This is a genomic window from Pseudomonas pudica (assembly GCF_015680405.1).
Taxonomy (GTDB): Bacteria; Pseudomonadota; Gammaproteobacteria; order Pseudomonadales; family Pseudomonadaceae; genus Aquipseudomonas; species Aquipseudomonas pudica.
In genome coordinates this window covers 152405-175274 of record NZ_JADLJS010000006.1, presented here as the reverse complement: position 1 = coordinate 175274, position 22870 = coordinate 152405, and the positions used below count along the sequence as shown (strand labels likewise).

The following is a 22870-nucleotide window of genomic DNA, read 5'->3' as shown; positions in this document are numbered from 1 at the left end:
TTATTCGGCGTTTTGCACCGCAGCGATCATGCGCACCACATCAACGGTTTCGGCCACGTCATGGACACGAAGGATGCTCGCCCCCTTGGTCATGGCCAACGCCGCCAGCGCAAGGCTGCCGTACAACCGCTCGCCGACCGGACGTTCCAGCGTCAGGCCGATCATGCTCTTGCGTGAAACACCCACCAGCAGCGGGCGCTTCAGGCGATAGAGCGCTTCCATGTGTTTGAACAAGCTCAGGTTATGCGCCAGTGTCTTGGCGAAACCAAAGCCCGGATCAAGGATGATTCTGTTTGCATCTATGCCGGCCGCAGCACAGGCGGCCATTCGCTGTTCAAGATAACGCGTAACGTCGGCGGTCACATCTTCGTAATGCGGGTCGTCCTGCATGTTGCCTGGCTCGCCGCGCATATGCATGAGGCATACCGGCAGGCCGGTATCCGCTGCAGCGTCCAGGGCGCCATCGCGCTCCAGGGCACGCACGTCGTTGATCAGCCCGGCACCGAGACGCGCCGATTCACGCATGACCGCTGGCGTGGAGGTATCGACCGAGATGACCACATCGAGGCGACTGTTGATCGCCTCGACCATGGGGGCCACCCGCTCCAGCTCCTCGGTCACCGATACCGCGCGCGCGCCCGGCCGCGTGGATTCGCCGCCGATGTCGATCAGCGTGGCACCCGCGGCAACCATCGCCTCGGCATGACGCAACGCCTCGTCACGCTGGTTGAAGCGCCCGCCATCGGAGAAGGAATCAGGGGTGATATTGAGAATACCCATGACATGGGTACGCGACAAATCAAGAACCCGGTTGCCGCAAGGCAACCGGGTCGGGTACTGCACTGAGCTCATAGATGCCCTTAGTGTTGAGCCGCTGGACCGCCAATCGGCGATTCCGGGCGATCACCCTGGGCAGCAGGCTTGCCCGAAGCCGAGTCATCATCCCAGTCGCGCGGTTCGCGGGGGGTACGGCCGGCCATGATATCGTCAATCTGCTCGGCGTCGATGGTCTCGTACTTCATCAGCGCTTCGGCCATGGCATCGAGCTTGTCACGGTTGTCGGTGAGCAACTGCTTGGCCGTGGCGTAGCACTGGTCGATGATGCTGCGCACTTCCGAGTCGATCAGCTTGGCGGTTTCGCCGGAAACGCTGGCGTGCTGGCTGGCAGCACTGCGACCCAGGAACACCTCGCCTTCTTCCTCGGCGTACATCAGCGGGCCGAGTTTTTCGGAAAGGCCCCACTTGGTCACCATGTTGCGGGCGATCTGGCTGGCACGCATGATGTCGTTGGAGGCGCCGGTAGTGACACCGTCGAAGCCCAGAGTCATTTCCTCGGCAATACGGCCGCCATACAGCGAGCAGATCTGGCTGATCAGTGCGCGCTTGGACAGGCTGTAGCGGTCTTCTTCCGGCAGGAACATGGTCACGCCCAGGGCACGACCGCGCGGAATGATCGAAACCTTGTAGACCGGATCGTGCTCAGGCACCAGGCGACCGACAATGGCGTGGCCAGCTTCATGGTAGGCGGTGTTCTGCTTTTCTTTCTCGGACATGACCATGGTCTTGCGCTCGGCGCCCATCATGATCTTGTCCTTGGCCAGCTCGAACTCTTTCATTTCGACCAGGCGCTTGTTGGCGCGCGCGGCAAACAGAGAGGCCTCGTTGACCAGGTTGGCCAGGTCCGCACCGGAGAAGCCAGGGGTACCACGGGCGATGACGGCCGGGTTGACGTTCTCGCCGACCGGCACCTTGCGCATATGCACCTTGAGGATCTGCTCGCGACCACGAATGTCCGGCAGGCCGACCACCACCTGGCGGTCGAAGCGGCCGGGGCGCAGCAGAGCCGGGTCGAGCACGTCCGGGCGGTTGGTAGCGGCGATGACGATGATGCCATCGTTCATCTCGAAGCCGTCCATCTCCACCAGCAACTGGTTGAGGGTTTGCTCACGCTCGTCGTGACCGCCACCCATGCCGGCGCCACGGTGGCGACCAACGGCGTCGATCTCGTCGATGAAGATGATGCACGGGGCGTGCTTCTTGGCCTGCTCGAACATGTCGCGCACACGGCTGGCACCGACACCGACGAACATTTCCACGAAGTCCGAACCGGAAATGGTGAAGAACGGCACCTTCGCCTCGCCGGCGATGGCCTTGGCAAGCAAGGTCTTACCGGTACCGGGCGGGCCGACCATCAACACGCCACGCGGGATACGGCCGCCCAGGCGCTGGAACTTGCCCGGGTCGCGCAGGAACTCGACCAGCTCGCCGACCTCTTCCTTGGCTTCGTCGCAACCTGCAACGTCGGCCAGGGTGGTCTTGACCTGGTCTTCGGACAGCAGGCGTGCCTTGCTCTTGCCAAAACTCATCGGCCCGCCTTTGCCGCCCGCACCGCCCTGCATCTGGCGCATGAAGAACATGAACACGGCGATGATCACCAGGATCGGGAAGCTCGCAACCAGCAACTGGGTCCAGATGCTCTGCTGCTCAGGCTGCTTGCCTTCGATGATGACGTGGTTGTCGACCAGGTCGCCGATCAGGCCATTGTCGGTAATGGCCGGGCGCACGGTCTTGAAGTTGTCGCCGTCGGCGCGCTTGCCGGTAATGATGTAACCGTCGACGGTCACACGCTCGACCTTGCCATCCTTGACCTGCTGGATGAAGTCGGAATAGTTGAGGGTCTGCGGCTCGTTAGGGCTGGAGAAGTTGTTCATCACTGTCACCAGGACAGCTGCGATGATCAACCACAGGATCAGATTCTTTGCCATGTCGTTCAATTCGCTACCCTCTGAGGCCGGCGCACGACGCAGCCGCTCCTCGCATGATATTCATCGCCCTAACTTACTACATTACCTACGCAGCCGCAGGCACCGTCTGTAACCCTTTGTGAAAGCTAGACTACACGAAGTTCGGACGATCCTGACGCAGCGGCCGATTGGAAATAACTATCGGCCACCACGCTTCACGCCTTTCATGCCCCCTTGAAGCCCCTGCCCAGCAGGTACTGTTCGCGGGAACGGTCACGCGACGACGACGGCTTGCGCATCTGCACCTTGTCGAACTTGCTGCGCACGTCCTTGAGGTACACGTCAAAACCTTCGCCCTGGAAAATCTTGATCAGGAAGTCGCCGCCGGGCTTTAGCACGCGGGTTGCCAGATCGAGGGCCAGCTCGCAAAGGAACATGGCACGCGGCATGTCAACCGCAGGCGTACCACTCATATTGGGGGCCATGTCGGAAATCACAAGGTCTACGTGCGAATCGCCGACAGCCTCGAGAATGCGCTGCAACACTTCATCATCGGTGAAATCACCTTGGATGAAGGTCACATCGGGGATCGAGTCCATTTCCAGGATGTCGGACGCAATCAGGCGACCCTGGCCACCAATCAGACGACTGGTCACTTGCGACCACCCACCAGGAGCCGCGCCGAGGTCGATCACGCTCATGCCTGGGCGGATCAGCCGGTCCTTTTCCTGGATCTCCAGCAGTTTGTAGCTCGCACGCGAGCGGTAGCCATCCTTTTGTGCCTGTTTCACAAAAGGATCGTTGAAATGCTCTCGCAGCCAGTTTGCGCTGCTTTTGGAACGTTGTACCACGGGGCACCTCGATGATATGCGTCGTGATTGACTGGGCGGAGCCGGTGGCCCTCGGGTAAAATGCCGGTCAATTTTACAGAATCAGACGGAAAGGGTCAGATTATGCCGCTCAATAACGAGCAGAAGAAGCAATACAAGTCCATTGGTCATGACCTGAAGCCGGTCCTGATCGTTGCTGGCAATGGTTTGAATGAAGGTGTCATCGCCGAACTGGAGCGCGCCTTGGTCGACCATGAGCTGATCAAGGTCGAAATTCGCTCGGAAGACCGCGAAGAGCGTGCCGAGACCATTGCCGAGCTGTGCAAGGCCGGCCGTGCCGAGCTGGTGCAGACCATCGGCAAGAAAGCCCTGATCTACCGCAAGAACCCACAGCCGAACAAGCAGCTGTCCAATATCCACCGTTACAAGTAACGGCAAAGGGGCTGCTGCGCAGCCCATTGCCGGCAAGCCAGCTCCCACAGGTACGGCGCACGGCCTGAAATCGATGCAGTCGGTGTGGGAGCCGGCTTGCCGGCGATGGGCCGCGAAGCGACCCCAGCGATCTCGAGCCGCTTAGCGGCGCACCTTGACCGGAACCGGCTGGGCCACCAGCACGATGCCGGAAAAGCCCAGCACCAGGAAACAGAGCAGCTGCCAGCGCTCGCCAACGGAAATACCGTAGCGCAAGGTGTAATACCCCACACAGGCACCGAAGCCGAGCAACAGCATCTGGCCACGGAACTGCTGCCACCAGGCCGACAGGCCGTCCACCCTTGCCAGCACCGCCAGCTGGGTCAACAAGCCAAGCAGCGCCACACCGATCAACCAGCGGTCGATCTGCCCGGCGATATCCTGCACCAGCAGCGGCGCCAGGCCACTGACCTTGAGCGCGGGCACCAGCCCCACGTGAAACACCCACAGGCCACCAACCCAGAAAACCTGGGCCAGCTGCCAGAGGATTCCCTCGAGGGATGGCGCCCGCAGGCGCCGGTCAGATGTGCTTGACTTCGACAATCTCGTACTCGACCGTACCGTTAGGCGTCTTGACGACAACGGTATCCCCTTCTTCTTTGCCAATGATGGCGCGGGCAATCGGGGCGCTGTTCGAAAGCTTGCCTTTCTTCACATCGGCTTCATCTTCGCCAACGATCTGGTAGGTAACTTCATCATCGGTTTCGGTGTTGGCCAGCACCACAGTGGTGCCAAAAATCACCTTGCCGGTGTGAGCAATGGTGGTCACATCGATCACCACCGAGTTCTGCAAGCGACCTTCGATATCGCGGATACGCGCCTCGACCATGCCCTGCTCTTCACGAGCGGCGTGGTACTCGGCATTTTCCTTCAGGTCGCCCAGTTCGCGCGCTTCACCAATGGCCTGGCTCAAGCGCGGGCGCTCGGTCTTGCTCAGGAAGAGCAGCTCCTCTTCCAGGGCGCGAGCGCCCTGAACAGTCATCGGGTACTTGGTAATGCTCATGCTTTCAGTCCTGCATGCAGATCCTGCAGGCGGCGAACGGTCTTTTCCGGACCAAATTTCAGCGCCTCGCAGATGGCTTCACCGGCCGCAATGGTAGTAGTGCAGTAAATCTTGTGCTGCAGTGCATTGCGACGAATCGAGTAGGAATCGGCGATCGACTGGCGGCCTTCGGTGGTGTTGATGATCAGCGACACTTCGTCGTTCTTGATCATGTCGACCACGTGCGGGCGACCTTCGGTCACCTTGTTCACACGGCGCACTTTCAAGCCAGCCGCTTCGATAACCTTGGCAGTGCCGGCAGTTGCAACCACTTCGAAGCCCAGGGCGATCAGGTCGCGAGCAACGCCAGCCACTTGCGGCTTGTCGTCGTCACGCACGCTGATGAAGGCGGTACCGCCGGTCGGCAGCACTTCGCTGGCACCCATCTGGGCCTTGGCAAAGGCTTCACCGAAGCTGTCACCAACACCCATGACTTCACCGGTCGATTTCATCTCAGGGCCGAGGATCGGGTCAACCCCTGGGAACTTGGCGAACGGGAAGACGGCTTCCTTGACGCTGTAGAAGTTCGGGATGATTTCCTGGGTGAAGCCCAGCTCTTTGAGGGTTTTGCCGGCCATGACGCGAGCCGCGATCATCGCCAGGGAGGTGCCGATGCACTTGGAGACGAACGGCACGGTACGCGAAGCGCGCGGGTTGACTTCGATCACGTAGATCTTGTCGCCCTGCAGGGCCAGCTGCACGTTCATCAGGCCGACCACGCCCAGCTCCAGGGCCATTTTCTTGACCTGTACGCGAACTTCATCCTGCACTTCCTTGCTCAGCGAGTAAGGTGGCAGCGAGCACGCCGAGTCACCGGAGTGAACACCGGCTTGCTCGATGTGCTGCATGATCGCGCCGATCACCACGTCGGTGCCGTCGCATACCGCATCCACATCCATCTCGATGGCGCAGTTGAGGAAGTGGTCGAGCAGTACCGGGCTGTCGTTGGACACCTGTACGGCTTCACGCAGGTAGCGCTTGAGCTCGTCCAGCTCGTAGACGATTTCCATGGCACGGCCGCCCAGTACGTAGGACGGGCGCACTACCAGCGGGTAGCCGATGCCGCCAGCAGCGCTAATGGCTTCTTCTTCGCTACGCACGGTGGCGTTTGGCGGCTGCAGCAGGCTCAGGCGCTGGACCATCTGCTGGAAGCGCTCGCGGTCTTCGGCGCGGTCGATGGCGTCCGGGCTGGTACCGATGATCGGTACGCCGGCTTCTTCCAGGGCGCGCGCCAGTTTCAGCGGGGTCTGGCCGCCGTAGTGGACGATCACGCCTTTCGGCTTCTCGACGCGGCACACTTCCAGCACGTCTTCCAAGGTCAGCGGCTCGAAGTACAGGCGGTCGGAGGTGTCGTAGTCGGTGGAAACGGTTTCCGGGTTGCAGTTGACCATGATGGTCTCGTAACCGTCTTCACGCAGCGCCAGTGCGGCGTGTACGCAGCAGTAGTCGAACTCGATACCCTGACCGATACGGTTAGGACCGCCACCCAGGATCATGATCTTGTCGCGGGTCGACGGGTTGGCCTCGCACTCTTCCTCGTAGGTGGAGTACAGGTAGGCGGTGTCGGTGGCGAACTCGGCAGCGCAGGTGTCGACGCGCTTGTACACCGGGAACACTTCCAGCTTGTGGCGGTGACGGCGCAGGTTCTTGTCGGTGATACCCAGCAGCTTGGCCAGACGCTGGTCGGAGAAGCCCTTGCGCTTGAGGCGCAGCATGTAGTCCTTGTCGATCGACGACAGGGCCAGGGTCTTGACCTTTTCTTCTTCCTTGATCAGGTCTTCCATCTGCACCAGGAACCACATGTCGATGCCGGTCAGGTCGAAGATCTGCTCGCAGGTCATGCCGGCACGCATGGCGTCGGCCACGTACCAGATACGCTCGGCGCCCGGCACGGTCAGCTCGCGCTTGAGAATGCTGCTGGCTTCAGGGTTGGCCAGGTCGACTTTCGGGTCGAGGCCGCAGGCGCCGACTTCCAGGCCGCGAAGGGCTTTCTGCAGGGACTCCTGGAAGGTACGGCCGATGGCCATGACTTCACCCACGGATTTCATCTGGGTGGTCAGGCGGGCGTCGGCTTTCGGGAATTTTTCGAAGGCGAAACGCGGCAGCTTGGTGACGACATAGTCGATCGACGGTTCGAAGGACGCCGGGGTGCGGCCGCCGGTGATGTCGTTCTGCAGTTCGTCGAGGGTGTAGCCGACAGCCAGCTTGGCAGCGATCTTGGCGATCGGGAAACCGGTGGCCTTGGAGGCCAGCGCCGAGGAGCGCGAAACGCGCGGGTTCATCTCGATCACGACCATGCGGCCAGTGTTCGGGCAGATACCGAACTGCACGTTGGAACCGCCGGTTTCTACACCGATTTCACGCAGCACCGCCAGCGAGGCGTTGCGCATGATCTGGTATTCCTTGTCGGTCAGGGTCTGTGCCGGGGCAACGGTGATCGAGTCACCGGTGTGCACGCCCATCGGGTCGAAGTTCTCGATCGAGCAGACGATGATGCAGTTGTCCTTCTTGTCGCGGACCACCTCCATCTCGTATTCCTTCCAGCCGATCAGCGATTCGTCGATCAGCAGTTCCTTGGTCGGCGACAGGTCCAGGCCCCGGGCGCAGATTTCTTCGAACTCTTCACGGTTGTAGGCGATACCACCACCGGTGCCGCCCATGGTGAACGACGGACGGATGATGCACGGGAAGCCCAGGCGCTCGAGGACGGCGTTGGCTTCTTCCATGCTGTGGGCGATACCGGAGCGCGGGCACTCCAGGCCGATGTCCTTCATTGCCTTGTCGAAGCGCGAGCGGTCTTCAGCCTTGTCGATGGTGTCGGCGTTGGCACCGATCATTTCCACGCCGAACTTTTCCAGAACGCCGTGGCGCTCCAGGTCCAGGGCGCAGTTCAGTGCAGTCTGGCCACCCATGGTCGGCAGCAGTGCGTCCGGGCGCTCTTTCTCGATGATCTTGGCCACCGACTGCCATTTGATCGGCTCGATGTAGGTGGCGTCGGCCATGGCCGGGTCGGTCATGATGGTGGCCGGGTTGGAGTTCACCAGGATGACGCGGAAACCTTCCTCGCGCAGGGCTTTACAGGCCTGGGCGCCGGAGTAGTCGAATTCGCAGGCCTGGCCGATCACGATCGGGCCAGCGCCGAGAATCAGGATGCTTTTGATGTCTGTACGTTTTGGCATGGTTGTCACTCAAATCCGGGGTCAGTCGGCAAGCCGCCTTGAACAATCTGGGTCAGGCGCTTCCGGGCGCGGCGCAAGCCGGCCCGGGGCCTTGAAGCAGGATGCTCAGCGGCGCTTGGCCATGGCATCGATGAAACGATCGAACAGTGGCGCGACGTCGGTCGGGCCTGGGCTCGCTTCAGGGTGGCCCTGGAAGCTGAACGCGCTCTTGTCGGTACGCTCGATACCCTGCAGGGTGCCGTCGAACAGCGACTTGTGGATGGCGCGGACGTTGCCCGGCAGGGTGGCTTCGTCAACGGCAAAGCCGTGGTTCTGGCTGGTGATCATGACCACGCCAGTGTCCAGGTCCTGGACCGGGTGGTTGGCACCGTGGTGGCCGTGGCCCATTTTCACGGTCTTGGCGCCAGAGGCCAGGGCCAGCAGCTGGTGGCCCAGGCAGATGCCGAATACCGGGATCTCGGTCTCGAGGATGTCCTTGATCGCCTGGATAGCGTAGTCGCACGGCTCGGGGTCACCAGGGCCGTTGGACAGGAACACGCCATCCGGGTTGAGTGCCAGCACTTCGCTGGCCGGGGTCTGGGCCGGCACCACGGTCACGCGGCAGCCACGGGCAACCAGCATGCGCAGGATGTTCAGCTTGACGCCGTAGTCGAAGGCGACGACGTGGTACGGCAGGTCAGCGGCTTCGATGGTCGGGTGACTGTCGGTCTTCAGTTCCCACACGCTGGAGCGCCACTCGTAGCGTTCCTTGGTGGAAACGACCTTGGCCAGGTCCATGCCCTTCAGGCCCGGGAAGGCGCGGGCGGCGGCGATGGCGGCTTCTTCGCTGATATTGTCACCGGCGAGGATGCAACCGTTCTGAGCGCCCTTTTCACGCAGGATTCGGGTCAGGCGACGGGTGTCGATGCCGGCGATGGCGACGACGTTGTTGGCCTTGAGGTACTCAGGCAGCGACTGGGTGTTACGCCAGTTGCTGGCCAGCAGCGGCAGGTCACGAATGACCAGGCCAGCGGACCAGACGCGGTTCGACTCGGCGTCTTCCGGAGTAGTACCGGTGTTGCCGATGTGCGGGTAGGTCAGGGTAACGATTTGCTGCGCATAGGAAGGGTCTGTAAGGATTTCCTGGTAGCCGGTCATAGCGGTGTTGAATACCACCTCACCAACGGTCTGACCGTCGGCACCGATAGCTTCACCGCGGAAAATACTGCCGTCGGCAAGGGCGAGTATGGCTGGCTTTGTCAAGAAGACCTCCCGTAAATCAAGCATGAAAGGGCGATCGCAGGTTGCAAAAAAGCGGAGTGACGTATGGACACGTCACCCCGCTTTCATGTGCTGAATTCAATTCGCTGCGCGCTTTTAGTGGACACACTAAAGCTGTAGCTTACAGAAAAGTGCGTTTTCGGTCTACCGCGGATGTGCCTCTAAAACACATCAATGCGACAGGCTGACATCGGCGCCGGCTTTCTTCGCGGGTAACCCGCTCCCACAGGTACAGCGCTGCCCTCAGGCATGGCGCTATCCCAGTGGGAGCTGGCAAGCCCGCGAAGAAGCCAACACCACTCCAACTGCTTAACGCAGCTCGAGCACATCCTGCATGTCGTACAGGCCAGGCTCACGCCCGTCCAGCCACAGCGCCGCTCGCACGGCACCCTTGGCGAAGGTCATGCGACTGGAAGCCTTGTGGGTAATCTCGACGCGCTCGCCTTCGGCGGCGAACAGCACGGTATGGTCACCCACCACATCACCGGCACGTACGGTGGCGAAGCCAATGGTCTGACGCTCACGTGCGCCGGTCTGCCCTTCACGACCATACACGGCCACTTCCTGCAGGTTGCGACCCAGTGCCTGGGCAACCACTTCCCCCATGCGCAGCGCGGTGCCCGACGGCGCATCGACCTTGTGCCGGTGGTGCGCTTCGAGGATTTCGATATCCACATCGTCACCCAGCACGCGCGCTGCGGTATCCAGCAGCTTCAGGCACAGGTTGACACCGACACTGAAGTTGGCGGCGAAGACGATCGGGATTTCCTTGCCGGCTTCGGCCAACTGCTGCTTCTCTTCCGGAGTGAAGCCCGTAGTACCGATGACCATGGCCTTGCCCGCCTTGCGGCAGAACGCCAGGTTCTTCAGGGTTACCGAAGGGTGGGTGAAGTCGATCAGCACGTCAAACTCATCGACCACCTTGCCCAGGTCGTCGGAAATCGGCACACCAATACGGCCCAGGGCCGCCAGCTCACCAGCATCAGCACCCACCAGCGAGCTGTCCGGGCGGTCAATCGCCGCCGTCAGGCCTGCCTGGGGTGCCTGCTGCTGCACGGCTTCGACGAGGGTCTTGCCCATCCGCCCTGCCGCGCCCATCACTGCAATACGTCGCATAGCCATTTCCTTGTCAGAGATCGCCGAAGAAGCGCTTCACGCCATCGAACCAGCCACTGGCCTTGGGCGAGTGGGAGCTATCACCTTCCAGCGAATCACGCAGCTCTTCGAGCAATTCGCGCTGGCGGCGACTGAGGTTGACCGGAGTTTCCACCGCAACGCGGCACAGCAGGTCACCCGCACCACCACCGCGCACCGGGGCAACCCCCTTGCCGCGCAGACGGAACTGCTTGCCGGTCTGGGTGCCTTCCGGGATCTTCAGCTTCACCCGACCATCCAAGGTCGGCACTTCCAGCTCGCCACCCAGGGCGGCATCGGTGTAGCTGATCGGTACTTCGCAGTACAGGTGCTTGCCGTCACGCTGGAAGATCTCGTGCTCACGCACGTTGATCACCACATACAGGTCGCCAGTCGGGCCACCATGGGTACCAGCCTCGCCCTCGCCCGACAGGCGGATGCGGTCGCCGGTATCGACACCTGCCGGTACCTTGACCGACAGCGTCTTGTATTCCTCGACACGGCCTTCGCCGTGGCACGAGGTGCAGGGATCGGTAATGATCTTGCCCTGGCCATGGCAGCGCGGGCAGGTCTGCTGTACCGAGAAGAAGCCCTGCTGCATGCGCACCTGGCCGATACCGCCACAAGTCGGGCAGGTGGACGGGGTGGAGCCCTTCTTGGCACCGGAGCCGTCGCACGGCTGGCAGTTGACCAGGGTGGGCACGCGGATGCTGACCGTGGTGCCACGCACCGCCTCTTCCAGGTTAAGTTCCAGTGTGTAGCGCAGGTCGCTGCCGCGCTGGGCGCCGCCACGCGAGCCGCCACGCCCACCACCGAAGAAGTCGCTGAACACATCGCCGAAGATGTCGGAGAAGTTGGCACCACCGAAACCTGCGCCACCGCCACCCATGCTCGGGTCCACACCTGCATGGCCGTATTGGTCGAAAGCCGCACGCTTGCTGGCGTCAGACAGCACTTCGTAGGCCTCGTTGGCCTCCTTGAACTTGTCTTCCGACTCTTTGTCGCCTGGGTTGCGGTCCGGGTGGTACTTCATCGCCAGGCGGCGATAAGCCTTCTTGAGGTCAGCTTCGCTGGCGCCGCGCTCGACACCCAGTACCTCATAATAATCACGCTTGGACATAGGTCATTTGCACCTTGTTGGGCGTCTGGCATCTGCGCCGCGCCATCAGCACCTGCCTTATGCCCACCAGGGCCACTGACAGATGCTGTAAAAATTCTCGAATTCCAGATACGCCAACGCGGGAGCAAGCCCCCGCGCGGCGACATCCTACCAGCTCACCGCCAAACGGCGGTGAACCGGCCGACAACTTGCAGGGATTACTGCTTGTTGTTGTCTTTCACTTCTTCGAACTCAGCGTCAACCACGTCATCGTGCTTGGCTTCCGGCTCGGCTTGCTGCGCGCCACCCTGAGGCTGTTCGGCCGACTGCTCGGCGTACATCTTCTGGGCAACCGGTGCCGAAACCTTGGACAGCTCTTCGACCTTGGCGTCGATGGCAGCCTTGTCGTCGCCTTTGACAGCGGCTTCCAGGGCAACAACGGCAGCCTCGATGGCGGCTTTCTCTTCGGCGGTAACCTTGTCACCAGCGTCAGCGACCATCTTGCGGGTCGAGTGAACCAGCGCGTCACCCTGGTTACGGGCAGCGGCCAGCTCTTCGAACTTGCGGTCTTCCTCGGCATTGGCCTCGGCGTCACGCACCATGCGCTCGATTTCTTCGTCCGACAGGCCGGAGTTGGCCTTGATCACGATCGACTGCGACTTGCCGGTGGCCTTGTCTTTGGCGCTGACGTGCAGGATGCCGTTGGCGTCGATGTCGAAGGTTACTTCGATCTGTGGCACGCCACGTGGAGCCGGCGGAATGTCAGCCAGGTCGAACTTGCCCAGCGACTTGTTCTGGGCAGCCTGCTTGCGCTCACCTTGCAGCACGTGAATGGTCACCGCGCTCTGGTTGTCATCGGCAGTCGAGAACACCTGCGACTTCTTGGTCGGAATGGTGGTGTTCTTCTCGATCAGCGAAGTCATCACGCCACCCATGGTTTCGATACCCAGGGTCAGCGGGCTGACGTCCAGCAGCAGCACGTCTTTCACGTCACCGGCCAGCACGGCGCCCTGGATGGCAGCACCCATTGCCACGGCTTCGTCCGGGTTGACGTCCTTGCGCGCTTCCTTGCCGAAGAAATCGGCAACGGCTTTCTGTACCAGCGGCATACGGGTCTGGCCACCGACCAGGATCACGTCGTCGATCTTGCTGGCGTCGATGCCGGCGTCTTTCAGAGCGATGCGGCAAGGCTCGATGGTACGGGTAACCAGGTCTTCGACCAGCGATTCCAGCTTGGCGCGGGAAATCTTCACGTTCAGGTGCTTCGGACCGGTAGCGTCTGCAGTGATGTACGGCAGGTTTACGTCGGTCGACTGAGCGGAGGACAGTTCGATCTTGGCCTTTTCAGCGGCTTCTTTCAGACGCTGCAGTGCCAGGGGATCGTTCTTCAGGTCCATGCCGGACTCTTTCTTGAACTCGTCCACGAGGTAGTCGATCAGGCGCATGTCGAAGTCTTCGCCACCAAGGAAGGTGTCGCCGTTGGTAGCCAGTACTTCGAACTGGTGCTCACCGTCGACTTCGGCGATTTCGATGACCGAAACGTCGAAGGTACCGCCACCCAGGTCATAAACGATGACGGTGTGGTCGCCCTTGGCCTTGTCCATGCCGTAAGCCAGTGCAGCGGCAGTCGGCTCGTTGATGATGCGCTTTACGTCCAGGCCAGCGATGCGACCGGCATCCTTGGTGGCCTGACGCTGGCTGTCGTTGAAGTAGGCCGGAACGGTGATGACCGCTTCGGTAACGGCCTCGCCGAGGTAGTCTTCGGCGGTTTTCTTCATTTTCTTCAGGACTTCGGCGCTGATCTGCGGCGGAGCCATGTCCTTGCCGCTGGCCTGAACCCAGGCGTCGCCGTTGCTGGCCTTGACGATCTTGTAAGGCACCAGCTTGATGTCTTTCTGTACCACATCTTCTTCGAAGCGGCGGCCAATCAGGCGCTTCACTGCGAACAGAGTGTTGTGCGGGTTGGTGACCGCCTGACGCTTGGCCGACTGACCCACCAGGATTTCGCCATCATTGGCGTAGGCCACGATCGAAGGGGTGGTACGCGCACCTTCGGCGTTTTCGATGACCTTGACGTTACCGTTTTCCAGAACAGAGACGCACGAGTTGGTGGTCCCCAGGTCGATACCGATGATTTTACCCATGTTAACTCTCCCGAAACTTGAATTTGGTAGCAGCGACTACTTTGGCCAACTGCGGTAATACTTGAAGGCTTGACACCTAGATGGGGATGCCCGGAAGGATTTCAAGCCTTTTCATCGATCGAGGGCTGCGCGGCGCTCGGCGCCTTGCTGACCACCACCATGGCAGGGCGCAGCAGGCGGCCGTTGAGCAGATAGCCCTTCTGGAACACGTTCAGCACGCTGTTCGGCTCGACTTCGGCGTTTTCCTGCATGGCCATGGCCTGGTGATGCTCTGGATTGAACGGCTGGCCGTGAGGGTCGACCGCTTCAAGGTTGTAACGCTTGAGGGTGTCCTGGAACATCTTCAGGGTCAGCTCGACACCTTCACGGATCTGCTTGACGTGCTCGTCGTCGGCACTGGAGTGCGCCAGGGCCAGCTCCAGGCTGTCGATCACAGGCAGCAGGTCGCCCGAGAACTTCTCGAGGGCAAACTTGTGGGCTTTCTCGACATCCTGTTCGGCACGACGGCGAGCGTTCTGCACGTCGGCAACGGCGCGCAGCGCCTGGTCCTTGGCGGCGGCCAGCTGCTCCTCGAGTTCCAGGACGCGGGCGTCGGCAGCATTACCTGCACCGGTCTCTTCGACGTTTAGGTCTTTCTCGTTCAGCTGTTCGTCAGCCATGGGGTCTCTCCTGCGCAATTTTGTGGACTGCGAGCCAGGCTCGCCTTGGATGACGGCTATATGGGGCCGGAAAAACCAGCTTCAAGGGGCAAGGTGGTTTTCCCGGCTGCAACAGAATCTGCCAAGGGGCATTGGCAGGCCTGAAAAAAGTACTGTATAAATAAACAGACCTGACCTTTCGGGAGCCGCCCCATGCTGGTGCACCTGTCCATTCACAACTACGCCATCGTCGAGCACCTCGATCTCGAAATCGCCCGCGGCATGTCCGTCATCACCGGCGAGACCGGTGCCGGCAAGTCGATCATGCTCGACGCCCTCGGCCTGGCGCTGGGCGACCGGGCTGACAGCGGCGTGGTTCGCCCCGGCACGGACAAGGCAGACATACTCGCCACCTTCGACCTGGTGGACATCCCCGAGGCACATGCCTGGCTGGCCGAGCGCGACCTGGACAACGACGGCCTGTGCATCCTGCGCCGGGTGATCACCGCCGAAGGCCGCAGCCGCGGCTACATCAATGGCACGCCCTGCCCACTCGGCGATCTCAAGGCACTGGGCGAGCTACTGATCGATATCCACAGCCAGCACGAGCACCAGTCGCTACTGAAGACCGACACGCACCGGCGCCTGCTCGACGAGTACGCCGGTGCCGTCGACCTGGCCCGCCAGGTACAGCTGGCGGCCAAGCGCTGGAACCAGACCCGTCTGGAGCTGGAGCGCCTGTCCAACTCCGGCGATGAGCAGCGCGCCCGCCATCAGCTGTTGAGCTACCAACTGGAAGAACTGGACAACCTCGGCCTGGGCGAACACGAGCTGGAGCAGCTGGAGCAGGAACACAAGAACCTGACCAGCGCCGAAGCCCTGTTCGGCATTTGCCGACAGGTCATCGACCAGTGCAGTGAAAGCGATTCGGGCAATGTGCTCAGCGCCCTCACCTCCAGCCTCAACCGCCTGGGTGCCGCTACCAACTCGCCGAAGGCACTGAGCGAAGCGGCCAACCTGATCGCCAGCGCGCAGATCCAGGTCGAGGAGGCCGTGGGCGAGCTCAACCGCTTCCTCGACAACTTCGACGCCGACCCCATGCGCCTGCAGGCACTGGAAGAACGCCTCGACACTATCTATACGCTGGCGCGTAAACACCGCGTGCACCCCACCGAACTACCCCACCTGCAACAGCAGTTGATGGAAGAGCTGGAAGGCCTGAACGCCAGTGACGAGTCGATCGAGCGGCTGGGTGAAGAGCTGGCCGCTTTCGCCCAGCATTATAAAGAGAAGGCTCGCGAGCTCAGTGCACTGCGCCAGCAGGCCGCCCAGCAGCTGGCAGTGGCCGTCGAGCAGGAAATCCAGCGCCTGGGCATGCCCGGCGGGCGCTTCTGCATCGCACTTACACCCAATGAGGGAGCAGACCTTTCGCCTCATGGCCTGGAACAGATCGAACTACTCGTCAGCGCCAACCCCGGCCAACCGCTCAAAGGCCTGGCCAAGGTGGCTTCAGGTGGCGAACTGTCCCGCATCAGCCTCGCCATTCAGGTGATTACCGCGCAGACCTCGCGCATTCCCACCCTGGTGTTCGACGAAGTCGACGTCGGTATCGGCGGGCCTACTGCCGAAATCGTCGGCCAACTGCTGCGCCGCCTGGGCGAACGCGGCCAGGTGCTAACCGTTACTCACCTGCCGCAGGTGGCGGCACAAGGGCATCACCACCTGTTCGTGCACAAGGTGCGCAACAGCGACACCACCCATACCGCCGTGGCCAACCTGGGCAAACGCGAGCGGGTCGAGGAAGTGGCGCGGATGCTGGGCGGCATAGACCTGACCAAGGAATCCCTGGCGCATGCGCGCAAGATGGTGGTGAGCGGCAAGGCCTGAACCCTTCTTTTCCAGGCCTCTTCGCGGGTAAACCCGCTCCCACAGGATATTCCGCAGTACCTGTGGGAGCGGGTTTACCCGCGAAGAGGCCGGCACAAACGACCCAGCTCTCAGCCTCAGAAAGCACAAAAGCGACCCGAAGGTCGCCTTTGCCATTCATAACGATAAGAAATCGTTACTTCTTTTTACGCACGTACAGGACCAGATTGTGGTCTACCAGCTCGTAGCCATGCTCGGCCACGATTTCGCGCTGGCGTTTCTCGATCTCGGCATCCATGAACTCGATGACTTCACTGGTATCCACGTTGACCATATGGTCGTGGTGACCGCCATCGGCCAGTTCGAACACCGCATGACCGCCGTCGAAGTTGTGGCGAACCACCAGACCCGCCGCTTCGAACTGGGTCAGTACGCGGTAGACGGTGGCCAGGCCCACGTCCTCGCCAGCCTCCATCAGCGCCTTGTAGACATCCTCGGCGCTCATGTGACGCTGCTCGGTGGAGTCGAGCATCTGAAGGATCTTGACTCGAGGCAGGGTCACCTTGAGACCGGCTTTGCGCAATTCGCTATTTTCAACCATGGTCAGCTTTCTCGCCGATGCTGCTTCGCAGCTTCTCTTAATACGGGTATGATCGGGGTTTACGTTGTCCAGCCAAGATAGTGGAAGTCGCCCACCGATGCAAAACACCAAGCTCTTGCTAACCAGCCTCACCCTAGTGGGACTGCTCGCACTCGCCGGTTGCTCGTTTCCCGGGGTTTACAAAATCGACATCCAGCAGGGCAATGTCGTTACGCAAGACATGATAGACCAATTGCGCCCCGGAATGACCCGCCGGCAAGTAAGGTTTATCATGGGTAACCCGCTGATCCAGGACACCTTCAACACCAACCGTTGGGATTACCTGTACAGCCTGCAGCCAGGCGGCGGCAAACGCCAGCAAGAACGCATGAGTGTGTTCTTCAACGAAAGCGATCAGCTGGTCAGCCTTTCTGGCGACTTCATGCCAGGCGTCAGCCGCGACCAGGAAATCCTTGGCGGCAGCAGTGACACCACGGTCAGCCCGGCCAACCAGGCAGAGCAGCCAACCGTGCAGCCTGAAGAAAAACCGGCCAAGCCAGGCTCGGTGGAAGAATCCATCCAGCGCGAGATCGACACCATCGAGACCACCCCGGTCCCGACTCCAGCGCCGTTGGAAACCTCGCCTCAATAAGCGGCGAGCAGAAACAAAAAGCCCGGACCTGGTCCGGGCTTTTTGTTGCCGCTTTTTCAGTCAGGCATTCAACTGCTTGGCACGCTGGCAAAACGCATCCACCAGCGTATTGGCCGCCTGGTTGAACAGCGGACCCAGGGTCGCGCGCACCAGCGGGCCGGCATAATCGAACGACAGGTCCAGGCTGATCTTGCAGGCCTTGTCACCCAACGGCTTGAACACCCACAGGCCATGCAGCTGGGTGAACGGCCCTTCTTCCAGGTTCATCTCGATGGACTGCCCCGGCACCAGTACATTGCGAGTGACGAAGTGCTGGCTCATGCCGCCCTTGGCCACTTCGAGCTTGGCGCGCATGTGCGTGTCGCTGGCTTCGATCACCGTCGAGGCCGAGCACCAAGGCAGGAACTGCGGATAGCTGGCCACATCGTTGACCAGATCGTAAAGCGCCTGGGCAGGGTATGGCAGCAGGGCGGAGCGTTGAATATGGGTAGTCATCCAGGCGTCACTTCCAAGGCTGGGTGGCGGCGCTTCGCAGCGCGCCGAAAACAGGTTCTGCCGCAAAGACAGGGGCTGTATTGTCCGGTATTCATTGCAGTGGCTCAAGCACACCGAAATCCCATAGCCGACGACGCGGCGACTGCCTATAATGCCGCCCCTATGGCTAAACAAAAGAAACATCCGACCGGGACCATCGCGCAAAACAAGAAGGCGCGACACGATTACTTCATCGAACACAAGTTCGAGGCCGGGCTGGTCCTGTCCGGCTGGGAAGTAAAAAGCCTGCGAGCCGGCAAGGCGCACCTGACTGACAGCTACGTGCTGCTGAAGGACGGTGAAGCCTGGCTGTTCGGCAGCCACATCACCCCGCTGACCACGGCCAGCACCCACGTCATCGCCGACCCCATCCGTACTCGCAAGCTGCTGCTGAACAAGCGCGAGCTCGAGCGACTGGAAGCGGCCGTGGCGCAAAAGGGCTACACCTGCGTGGCCCTGGCGCTGTACTGGAGCAAGCACCTGATCAAGTGCGAAATCGCACTGGGCAAGGGCAAGAAGGAATTCGACAAGCGCGACACCATGCGCGAGCGCGATTCCAACCGCGAGCTGCAGCGGGCAGTGCGGAACAAGGGCAAGGAAGAGTAATACCTCTTCTTTAGCCTGTTCTGGCCTCTTCGCGGGTAAACCCGCTCCCACTGGATTAACACTGAGTTCAGATTCGGTGCAGTCTCTGTGGGTGCGGGTTTACCCGCGAAGAGGCCAGCACTGCCAGTACAAATCTCAACGCCCGCTACGCCGCTCCGCCCGCGCCACTCGCTGCGCTTCTTCATGCGCCTCTTCCAGCACCTCCTGCACATACAGAATGTGCCGGCTGGACACCTCCCGCGCATCCTCCGCCCTGCCCTCGACTATCGCCAGGTACAGCTCCCGGTGCTGGCTGATCAGCATGTCCCGGGTCTCGGTGCGTTGCTGGTACATGCCACCGATGTTGGTCACTACATTGCGCTTGAGCAGGTCGAACAAGCCCCGAATGGTGTGCAGCAGCACGGCGTTATGGCTGGCTTCGGCAATCGCAAGATGGAAGCGCGCATCGGCAGCGCCCTCCTCTGCGCGAGTCACCTCATCAGCCCTCGCATAGCAGTCCTGCAGCGCATCGAACGCCGCCTTCAGCCGCGCCCGGTCCGGCTGGGTCGCGCGCTGGGCCGCGTAGTAGGCGCAGGACGCCTCCAGGGTATGGCGGAATTCGAGCAGGTCACGCTGCGCCTCGGCACTGTGCTCGAGCAGCTGCAGCAATGGGTCGCTGAAAGTGGACCCCAGAGACTCGGCGACAAAATTGCCCCCACCCTGGCGGCTGACCAGCAGCCCCTTGGCCACCAGCTTCTGGATCGCCTCACGCAGTGACGGGCGGGAAACGCCGAACTGCTCGGCAAGGACACGCTCGGCCGGCAGCCGCTGCCCCGAAGTCAGCGTGCCTTCCAGAATCATCCCTTCCAACCGATCGACAATGTCGTCGGACAGGCGCCGTTGGCGGACCTGATCAAAAACCATCACATGCTCTCCACAAACCCCCGGCAGATTTCAGGGGGCGTCTATTCTCGCCGATCCAGATCGCGCAAACACCCACCAGGTGACGATTTTCCCGGCCCACCAGGCGCCCGCTCATCGGCACACGACCAAAGTTTTGCACGGGACAAATTGACACACCCACGAAGACGCTTTTAACCTAGCGCCCAGCCATTGTAAATTGGTCTTACCAATTATCCAATGCCAGTGCCTGACCAACAACAATTAGGGGCCACCCCATATGCAAACCTGGCAACAAATCTATAGTCCGCTTGGTAGTCTTGGCCTGTCCGCACTGGCGGCGGTCATTCCCATCGTCTTTTTCTTCCTTGCCCTCGCCGTGTTCCGCCTCAAAGGCCACGTGGCCGGCAGCATAACTCTCGCATTGTCGATCCTGGTGGCCATCTTCGCCTTCCAGATGCCTGTCGACATGGCATTCGCCGCTGCGGGTTATGGCTTCCTCTACGGCCTCTGGCCGATTGCCTGGATCATCGTAGCCGCGGTGTTCCTGTACAAACTCACGGTCAAGAGCGGCCAGTTCGAAGTGATCCGCAGTTCGGTGCTGTCGATTACCGATGACCAGCGCCTGCAAGTGCTGCTGATCGGCTTCTGCTTCGGTGCCTTCCTGGAAGGTGCGGCAGGCTTTGGCGCACCGGTGGCAATCACTGCCGCGCTGCTGGTGGGCCTGGGCTTCAACCCTCTGTACGCCGCCGGCCTGTGCCTGATCGCCAACACCGCGCCAGTGGCCTTCGGCGCCCTGGGTATCCCGATCATCGTGGCCGGCCAGGTCACCGGCATCGACGCCTTCCACATTGGCGCCATGACCGGCCGCCAGCTGCCGCTGCTGTCGCTGTTCGTACCGTTCTGGCTGGTGTTCATGATGGACGGCCTGCGTGGCGTGAAAGAAACCTGGCCTGCCGCCCTGGTCGCCGGCCTGAGCTTCGCCGTCACCCAGTACTTCACCTCGAACTTCATCGGCCCGGAGCTGCCGGACATCACCTCGGCCCTGGCCAGCCTGATCGCCCTGACCCTGTTCCTGAAAGTCTGGCAGCCCAAGCGTTCGTTCGCCGAAGCCAAAGGCAGCGTCGGCGCCGCCGTGGTTCAGCCAAGCGGCAGCCAGCCAAGCCCCTACAGCTTTGGCGAAATTTTCAAGGCCTGGTCACCGTTCCTGATCCTCACCGTGCTGGTCACCATCTGGACCTTGAAACCGTTCAAGGCAGCGTTCGCCCCAGGCGGCGCGATGTACAACTTCGTGTTCAACTTCGCCATCCCGCACCTCGACCAACTGGTGATCAAGACCGCACCGATCGTCGCCGCGCCAACCGCCATGCCAGCGGTGTTCAAGCTCGACCCGATCTCTGCCACCGGCACCGCGATCTTCCTCTCGGCGCTGATCTCCATGGCCGTGCTGAAGATCAACTTCAAAACTAGTCTGACCACTTTCAAGGAAACCTTCTGGGAGCTGCGCTGGCCAATCCTGTCGATCGGCATGGTGCTGGCCTTCGCCTTCGTCACCAATTACTCCGGCATGTCCTCGACCATGGCGCTGGTGCTGGCGGGTACCGGTGCCGCGTTCCCGTTCTTCTCGCCATTCCTCGGCTGGCTGGGCGTGTTCCTGACCGGTTCCGACACTTCGTCCAACGCCCTGTTCAGCTCGCTGCAGGCCACCACCGCGCACCAGATCGGGGTCAATGACACTCTGCTGGTAGCAGCCAACACCAGCGGCGGCGTGACCGGCAAGATGATTTCGCCGCAGTCGATCGCCGTGGCCTGCGCCGCCACCGGCCTGGTTGGCAAGGAATCCGACCTGTTCCGCTTCACCGTCAAGCACAGCCTGTTCTTCGCCACCATCGTCGGCCTGATCACCCTGATCCAGGCCTACTGGCTGACCGGCATGCTGGTTCATCACTAAAGTGAAAGGGGCCGGGCGCCATCGCGCGCCCGGCAGTCCCCACATGCAACGCTGCGAGAATCCATGATCATTTCTGCCTCTACCGACTATCGCGCCGCGGCCCAACGCAAGCTGCCTCCCTTCCTGTTCCACTATGCCGACGGCGGCGCCTACGCCGAGCACACCCTGCGCCACAACGTCTCGGACCTGGCCAGTATTGCCCTGCGTCAGCGCGTGCTGAAGAACATGTCCGAACTCAGCCTTCAGACCAAACTGTTCGACGAAACCCTGAGCATGCCAGTGGCCCTGGCCCCGGTCGGCCTCACCGGCATGTACGCCCGCCGCGGCGAAGTGCAAGCGGCGCGCGCGGCAGCTGCCCACGGCATCCCGTTCACCATGTCCACGGTGTCGGTTTGCCCGATCGAAGAAGTGGCCCCGGCCATCGACCGGCCGATGTGGTTCCAGTTGTACGTGCTCAAGGACCGCGGCTTCATGCGCAACGCTCTGGAGCGGGCCAAGGCCGCCGGGGTCAAGACCCTGGTGTTCACCGTCGACATGCCGACACCCGGCGCCCGGTACCGCGACGCCCACTCTGGCATGAGCGGCAAGAACGGCCCGCTGCGTCGCGTGCTGCAAGCCATGACCCACCCCGAGTGGGCGTGGGATGTCGGCGTGATGGGGCGCCCGCACGATCTGGGCAACATTTCCACCTACCGTGGCAACCCCACCGGCCTTGCCGACTACATCGGCTGGCTGGCCAACAACTTCGACCCGTCGATCTCCTGGAAAGACCTGGAGTGGATCCGCGAATTCTGGGACGGCCCGATGATCATCAAGGGCATCCTCGATGCCGATGACGCCCGTGATGCGGTCAGGTTCGGTGCCGACGGCATCGTCGTGTCCAACCACGGCGGCCGCCAGCTCGACGGCGTGCTGTCCAGCGCCCGCGCCCTGCCGGCAATTGCCGATGCGGTCAAAGGTGACCTGAAGATCCTCGCCGACTCCGGCATCCGCAGCGGCCTCGACGTGGTGCGCATGATCGCCCTGGGCGCCGATACCGTACTGATCGGCCGCGCCTTCCTCTACGCCCTTGCCGTGCACGGCCAGGCCGGGGTGAAGAACCTGCTGGAGCTGTTCGAGAAGGAAATGCGCGTAGCGATGGTGCTGACCGGCGCCAAGTCGATCAGCGAAATCACCCGCGACTCGCTGGTACGCGAACTGGGCGCCTGACCGCCCGCAAGAACGACCGCCTGATTGACCCGGGGCATGTGGCGCACAGACG

Annotated in this window: 20 protein-coding genes; 6 read left to right on the top strand and 14 right to left on the bottom strand. The window is 61.6% G+C overall.

Translation table 11 applies throughout. From position 1 onward, the window contains the following. From folP to rlmE, 3 genes are all read right to left on the bottom strand, one after another. Positions 1-852 carry a dihydropteroate synthase gene (folP, locus tag IRZ77_RS07165; protein WP_046613133.1) on the bottom strand — a complete coding sequence of 284 codons (852 nt, stop codon included), beginning with the start codon at positions 850-852 and terminating at the stop codon, positions 1-3. An 8-nt stretch (positions 853-860) separates the two neighbouring features. Further along, a complete protein-coding gene (gene ftsH, locus IRZ77_RS07160; RefSeq protein ID WP_015271861.1) occupies positions 861-2765 on the bottom strand; it encodes an ATP-dependent zinc metalloprotease FtsH in 1905 nt (634 codons plus the stop codon). Between the two features lie 203 nt (positions 2766-2968). After that, positions 2969-3595 (bottom strand): 23S rRNA (uridine(2552)-2'-O)-methyltransferase RlmE, encoded by a 627-nt coding sequence (gene rlmE, locus IRZ77_RS07155; protein WP_046613134.1) that lies wholly within the window; start codon positions 3593-3595, stop codon positions 2969-2971. Positions 3596-3697: 102 nt separating this feature from the next. Here rlmE and yhbY point away from each other — a divergent pair, with 102 nt between their 5' ends. Then, a complete protein-coding gene (gene yhbY, locus IRZ77_RS07150) occupies positions 3698-4006 on the top strand; it encodes a ribosome assembly RNA-binding protein YhbY (protein WP_003249945.1) in 309 nt (102 codons plus the stop codon). 141 nt (positions 4007-4147) lie between these two features. Here the strand turns inward: yhbY and IRZ77_RS07145 are convergent, their stop codons facing one another. The 8 genes from IRZ77_RS07145 to grpE all read right to left on the bottom strand — a co-directional run bounded on the left by IRZ77_RS07145 (position 4148) and on the right by grpE (position 14562). After that, complete coding sequence (locus IRZ77_RS07145; RefSeq protein WP_049798463.1) at positions 4148-4588, bottom strand: hypothetical protein; 441 nt, start codon at positions 4586-4588, stop codon at positions 4148-4150. Further along, positions 4566-5048, bottom strand: coding sequence for a transcription elongation factor GreA (greA, locus tag IRZ77_RS07140; protein ID WP_046613135.1), 483 nt, complete (start codon positions 5046-5048; stop codon positions 4566-4568). Before greA ends, IRZ77_RS07145 begins: the two co-directional genes overlap by 23 nt. Then, the gene (gene carB, locus IRZ77_RS07135; RefSeq protein ID WP_013974293.1) at positions 5045-8266 is read right to left on the bottom strand and encodes a carbamoyl-phosphate synthase large subunit; all 3222 of its coding nucleotides are present in this window, start codon (positions 8264-8266) and stop codon (positions 5045-5047) included. The genes greA and carB overlap by 4 nt, the downstream gene beginning before the upstream one ends. A gap of 105 nt (positions 8267-8371) precedes the next feature. Then, complete coding sequence (gene carA, locus IRZ77_RS07130; protein WP_025340706.1) at positions 8372-9508, bottom strand: glutamine-hydrolyzing carbamoyl-phosphate synthase small subunit; 1137 nt, start codon at positions 9506-9508, stop codon at positions 8372-8374. A 327-nt stretch (positions 9509-9835) separates the two neighbouring features. Continuing rightward, the gene (gene dapB, locus IRZ77_RS07125) at positions 9836-10642 is read right to left on the bottom strand and encodes a 4-hydroxy-tetrahydrodipicolinate reductase (RefSeq protein ID WP_046613137.1); all 807 of its coding nucleotides are present in this window, start codon (positions 10640-10642) and stop codon (positions 9836-9838) included. Positions 10643-10655: 13 nt separating this feature from the next. Then, positions 10656-11780, bottom strand: a complete 1125-nt coding sequence (gene dnaJ / locus IRZ77_RS07120) for a molecular chaperone DnaJ (protein ID WP_025340707.1) — start codon at positions 11778-11780, stop codon at positions 10656-10658. Positions 11781-11977: 197 nt separating this feature from the next. Continuing rightward, positions 11978-13903 carry a molecular chaperone DnaK gene (dnaK, locus tag IRZ77_RS07115; protein ID WP_135002627.1) on the bottom strand — a complete coding sequence of 642 codons (1926 nt, stop codon included), beginning with the start codon at positions 13901-13903 and terminating at the stop codon, positions 11978-11980. A 101-nt stretch (positions 13904-14004) separates the two neighbouring features. Next, positions 14005-14562 carry a nucleotide exchange factor GrpE gene (grpE, locus tag IRZ77_RS07110; RefSeq protein WP_025340709.1) on the bottom strand — a complete coding sequence of 186 codons (558 nt, stop codon included), beginning with the start codon at positions 14560-14562 and terminating at the stop codon, positions 14005-14007. 192 nt (positions 14563-14754) lie between these two features. Between grpE and recN the strand changes: the two genes are divergently transcribed. Next, positions 14755-16428 (top strand): DNA repair protein RecN, encoded by a 1674-nt coding sequence (gene recN / locus IRZ77_RS07105; protein WP_135002628.1) that lies wholly within the window; start codon positions 14755-14757, stop codon positions 16426-16428. A gap of 175 nt (positions 16429-16603) precedes the next feature. Here the strand turns inward: recN and fur are convergent, their stop codons facing one another. Further along, positions 16604-17008 (bottom strand): ferric iron uptake transcriptional regulator, encoded by a 405-nt coding sequence (fur, locus tag IRZ77_RS07100; protein WP_012274258.1) that lies wholly within the window; start codon positions 17006-17008, stop codon positions 16604-16606. Between the two features lie 97 nt (positions 17009-17105). On the opposite strand from fur, the gene IRZ77_RS07095 reads away from it, so the two are divergent. Beyond that, positions 17106-17639: an outer membrane protein assembly factor BamE gene (locus IRZ77_RS07095; protein ID WP_085599585.1), complete on the top strand. Its 534-nt coding sequence runs from the start codon at positions 17106-17108 to the stop codon at positions 17637-17639. A gap of 60 nt (positions 17640-17699) precedes the next feature. Here the strand turns inward: IRZ77_RS07095 and IRZ77_RS07090 are convergent, their stop codons facing one another. Next, positions 17700-18134: a type II toxin-antitoxin system RatA family toxin gene (locus IRZ77_RS07090; protein WP_046613141.1), complete on the bottom strand. Its 435-nt coding sequence runs from the start codon at positions 18132-18134 to the stop codon at positions 17700-17702. A 162-nt stretch (positions 18135-18296) separates the two neighbouring features. Between IRZ77_RS07090 and smpB the strand changes: the two genes are divergently transcribed. Next, on the top strand, positions 18297-18779 hold the full coding sequence (gene smpB / locus IRZ77_RS07085) for an SsrA-binding protein SmpB (protein WP_013974300.1): 483 nt from the start codon (positions 18297-18299) through the stop codon (positions 18777-18779). Between the two features lie 135 nt (positions 18780-18914). Here the strand turns inward: smpB and IRZ77_RS07080 are convergent, their stop codons facing one another. After that, positions 18915-19682, bottom strand: coding sequence for an FCD domain-containing protein (locus tag IRZ77_RS07080; RefSeq protein WP_013974301.1), 768 nt, complete (start codon positions 19680-19682; stop codon positions 18915-18917). 256 nt (positions 19683-19938) lie between these two features. Between IRZ77_RS07080 and IRZ77_RS07075 the strand changes: the two genes are divergently transcribed. Both IRZ77_RS07075 and lldD read left to right on the top strand, forming a co-directional pair. Further along, positions 19939-21609: a lactate permease LctP family transporter gene (locus IRZ77_RS07075; RefSeq protein WP_196173183.1), complete on the top strand. Its 1671-nt coding sequence runs from the start codon at positions 19939-19941 to the stop codon at positions 21607-21609. A 63-nt stretch (positions 21610-21672) separates the two neighbouring features. After that, entirely contained in the window at positions 21673-22818 is a 1146-nt protein-coding gene (lldD, locus tag IRZ77_RS07070; protein WP_013974303.1) for an FMN-dependent L-lactate dehydrogenase LldD, read from the top strand. Positions 22819-22870 lie beyond the last annotated feature (52 nt).

Bases quoted from the DNA above. Each gene is read 5' to 3' on its own strand.
- folP (WP_046613133.1), bottom strand. From the start codon at position 852: ATGAGCTCAGTGCAGTACCCGACCCGGTTGCCTTGCGGCAACCGGGTT.
- ftsH (WP_015271861.1), bottom strand. From the start codon at position 2,765: ATGGCAAAGAATCTGATCCTGTGGTTGATCATCGCAGCTGTCCTGGTG.
- yhbY (WP_003249945.1), top strand. From the start codon at position 3,698: ATGCCGCTCAATAACGAGCAGAAGAAGCAATACAAGTCCATTGGTCAT.
- greA (WP_046613135.1), bottom strand. From the start codon at position 5,048: ATGAGCATTACCAAGTACCCGATGACTGTTCAGGGCGCTCGCGCCCTG.
- carB (WP_013974293.1), bottom strand. From the start codon at position 8,266: ATGCCAAAACGTACAGACATCAAAAGCATCCTGATTCTCGGCGCTGGC.
- dapB (WP_046613137.1), bottom strand. From the start codon at position 10,642: ATGCGACGTATTGCAGTGATGGGCGCGGCAGGGCGGATGGGCAAGACC.
- dnaJ (WP_025340707.1), bottom strand. From the start codon at position 11,780: ATGTCCAAGCGTGATTATTATGAGGTACTGGGTGTCGAGCGCGGCGCC.
- dnaK (WP_135002627.1), bottom strand. From the start codon at position 13,903: ATGGGTAAAATCATCGGTATCGACCTGGGGACCACCAACTCGTGCGTC.
- grpE (WP_025340709.1), bottom strand. From the start codon at position 14,562: ATGGCTGACGAACAGCTGAACGAGAAAGACCTAAACGTCGAAGAGACC.
- recN (WP_135002628.1), top strand. From the start codon at position 14,755: ATGCTGGTGCACCTGTCCATTCACAACTACGCCATCGTCGAGCACCTC.
- fur (WP_012274258.1), bottom strand. From the start codon at position 17,008: ATGGTTGAAAATAGCGAATTGCGCAAAGCCGGTCTCAAGGTGACCCTG.
- IRZ77_RS07095 (WP_085599585.1), top strand. From the start codon at position 17,106: ATGCAAAACACCAAGCTCTTGCTAACCAGCCTCACCCTAGTGGGACTG.
- IRZ77_RS07090 (WP_046613141.1), bottom strand. From the start codon at position 18,134: ATGACTACCCATATTCAACGCTCCGCCCTGCTGCCATACCCTGCCCAG.
- smpB (WP_013974300.1), top strand. From the start codon at position 18,297: ATGGCTAAACAAAAGAAACATCCGACCGGGACCATCGCGCAAAACAAG.
- IRZ77_RS07080 (WP_013974301.1), bottom strand. From the start codon at position 19,682: ATGGTTTTTGATCAGGTCCGCCAACGGCGCCTGTCCGACGACATTGTC.
- IRZ77_RS07075 (WP_196173183.1), top strand. From the start codon at position 19,939: ATGCAAACCTGGCAACAAATCTATAGTCCGCTTGGTAGTCTTGGCCTG.
- lldD (WP_013974303.1), top strand. From the start codon at position 21,673: ATGATCATTTCTGCCTCTACCGACTATCGCGCCGCGGCCCAACGCAAG.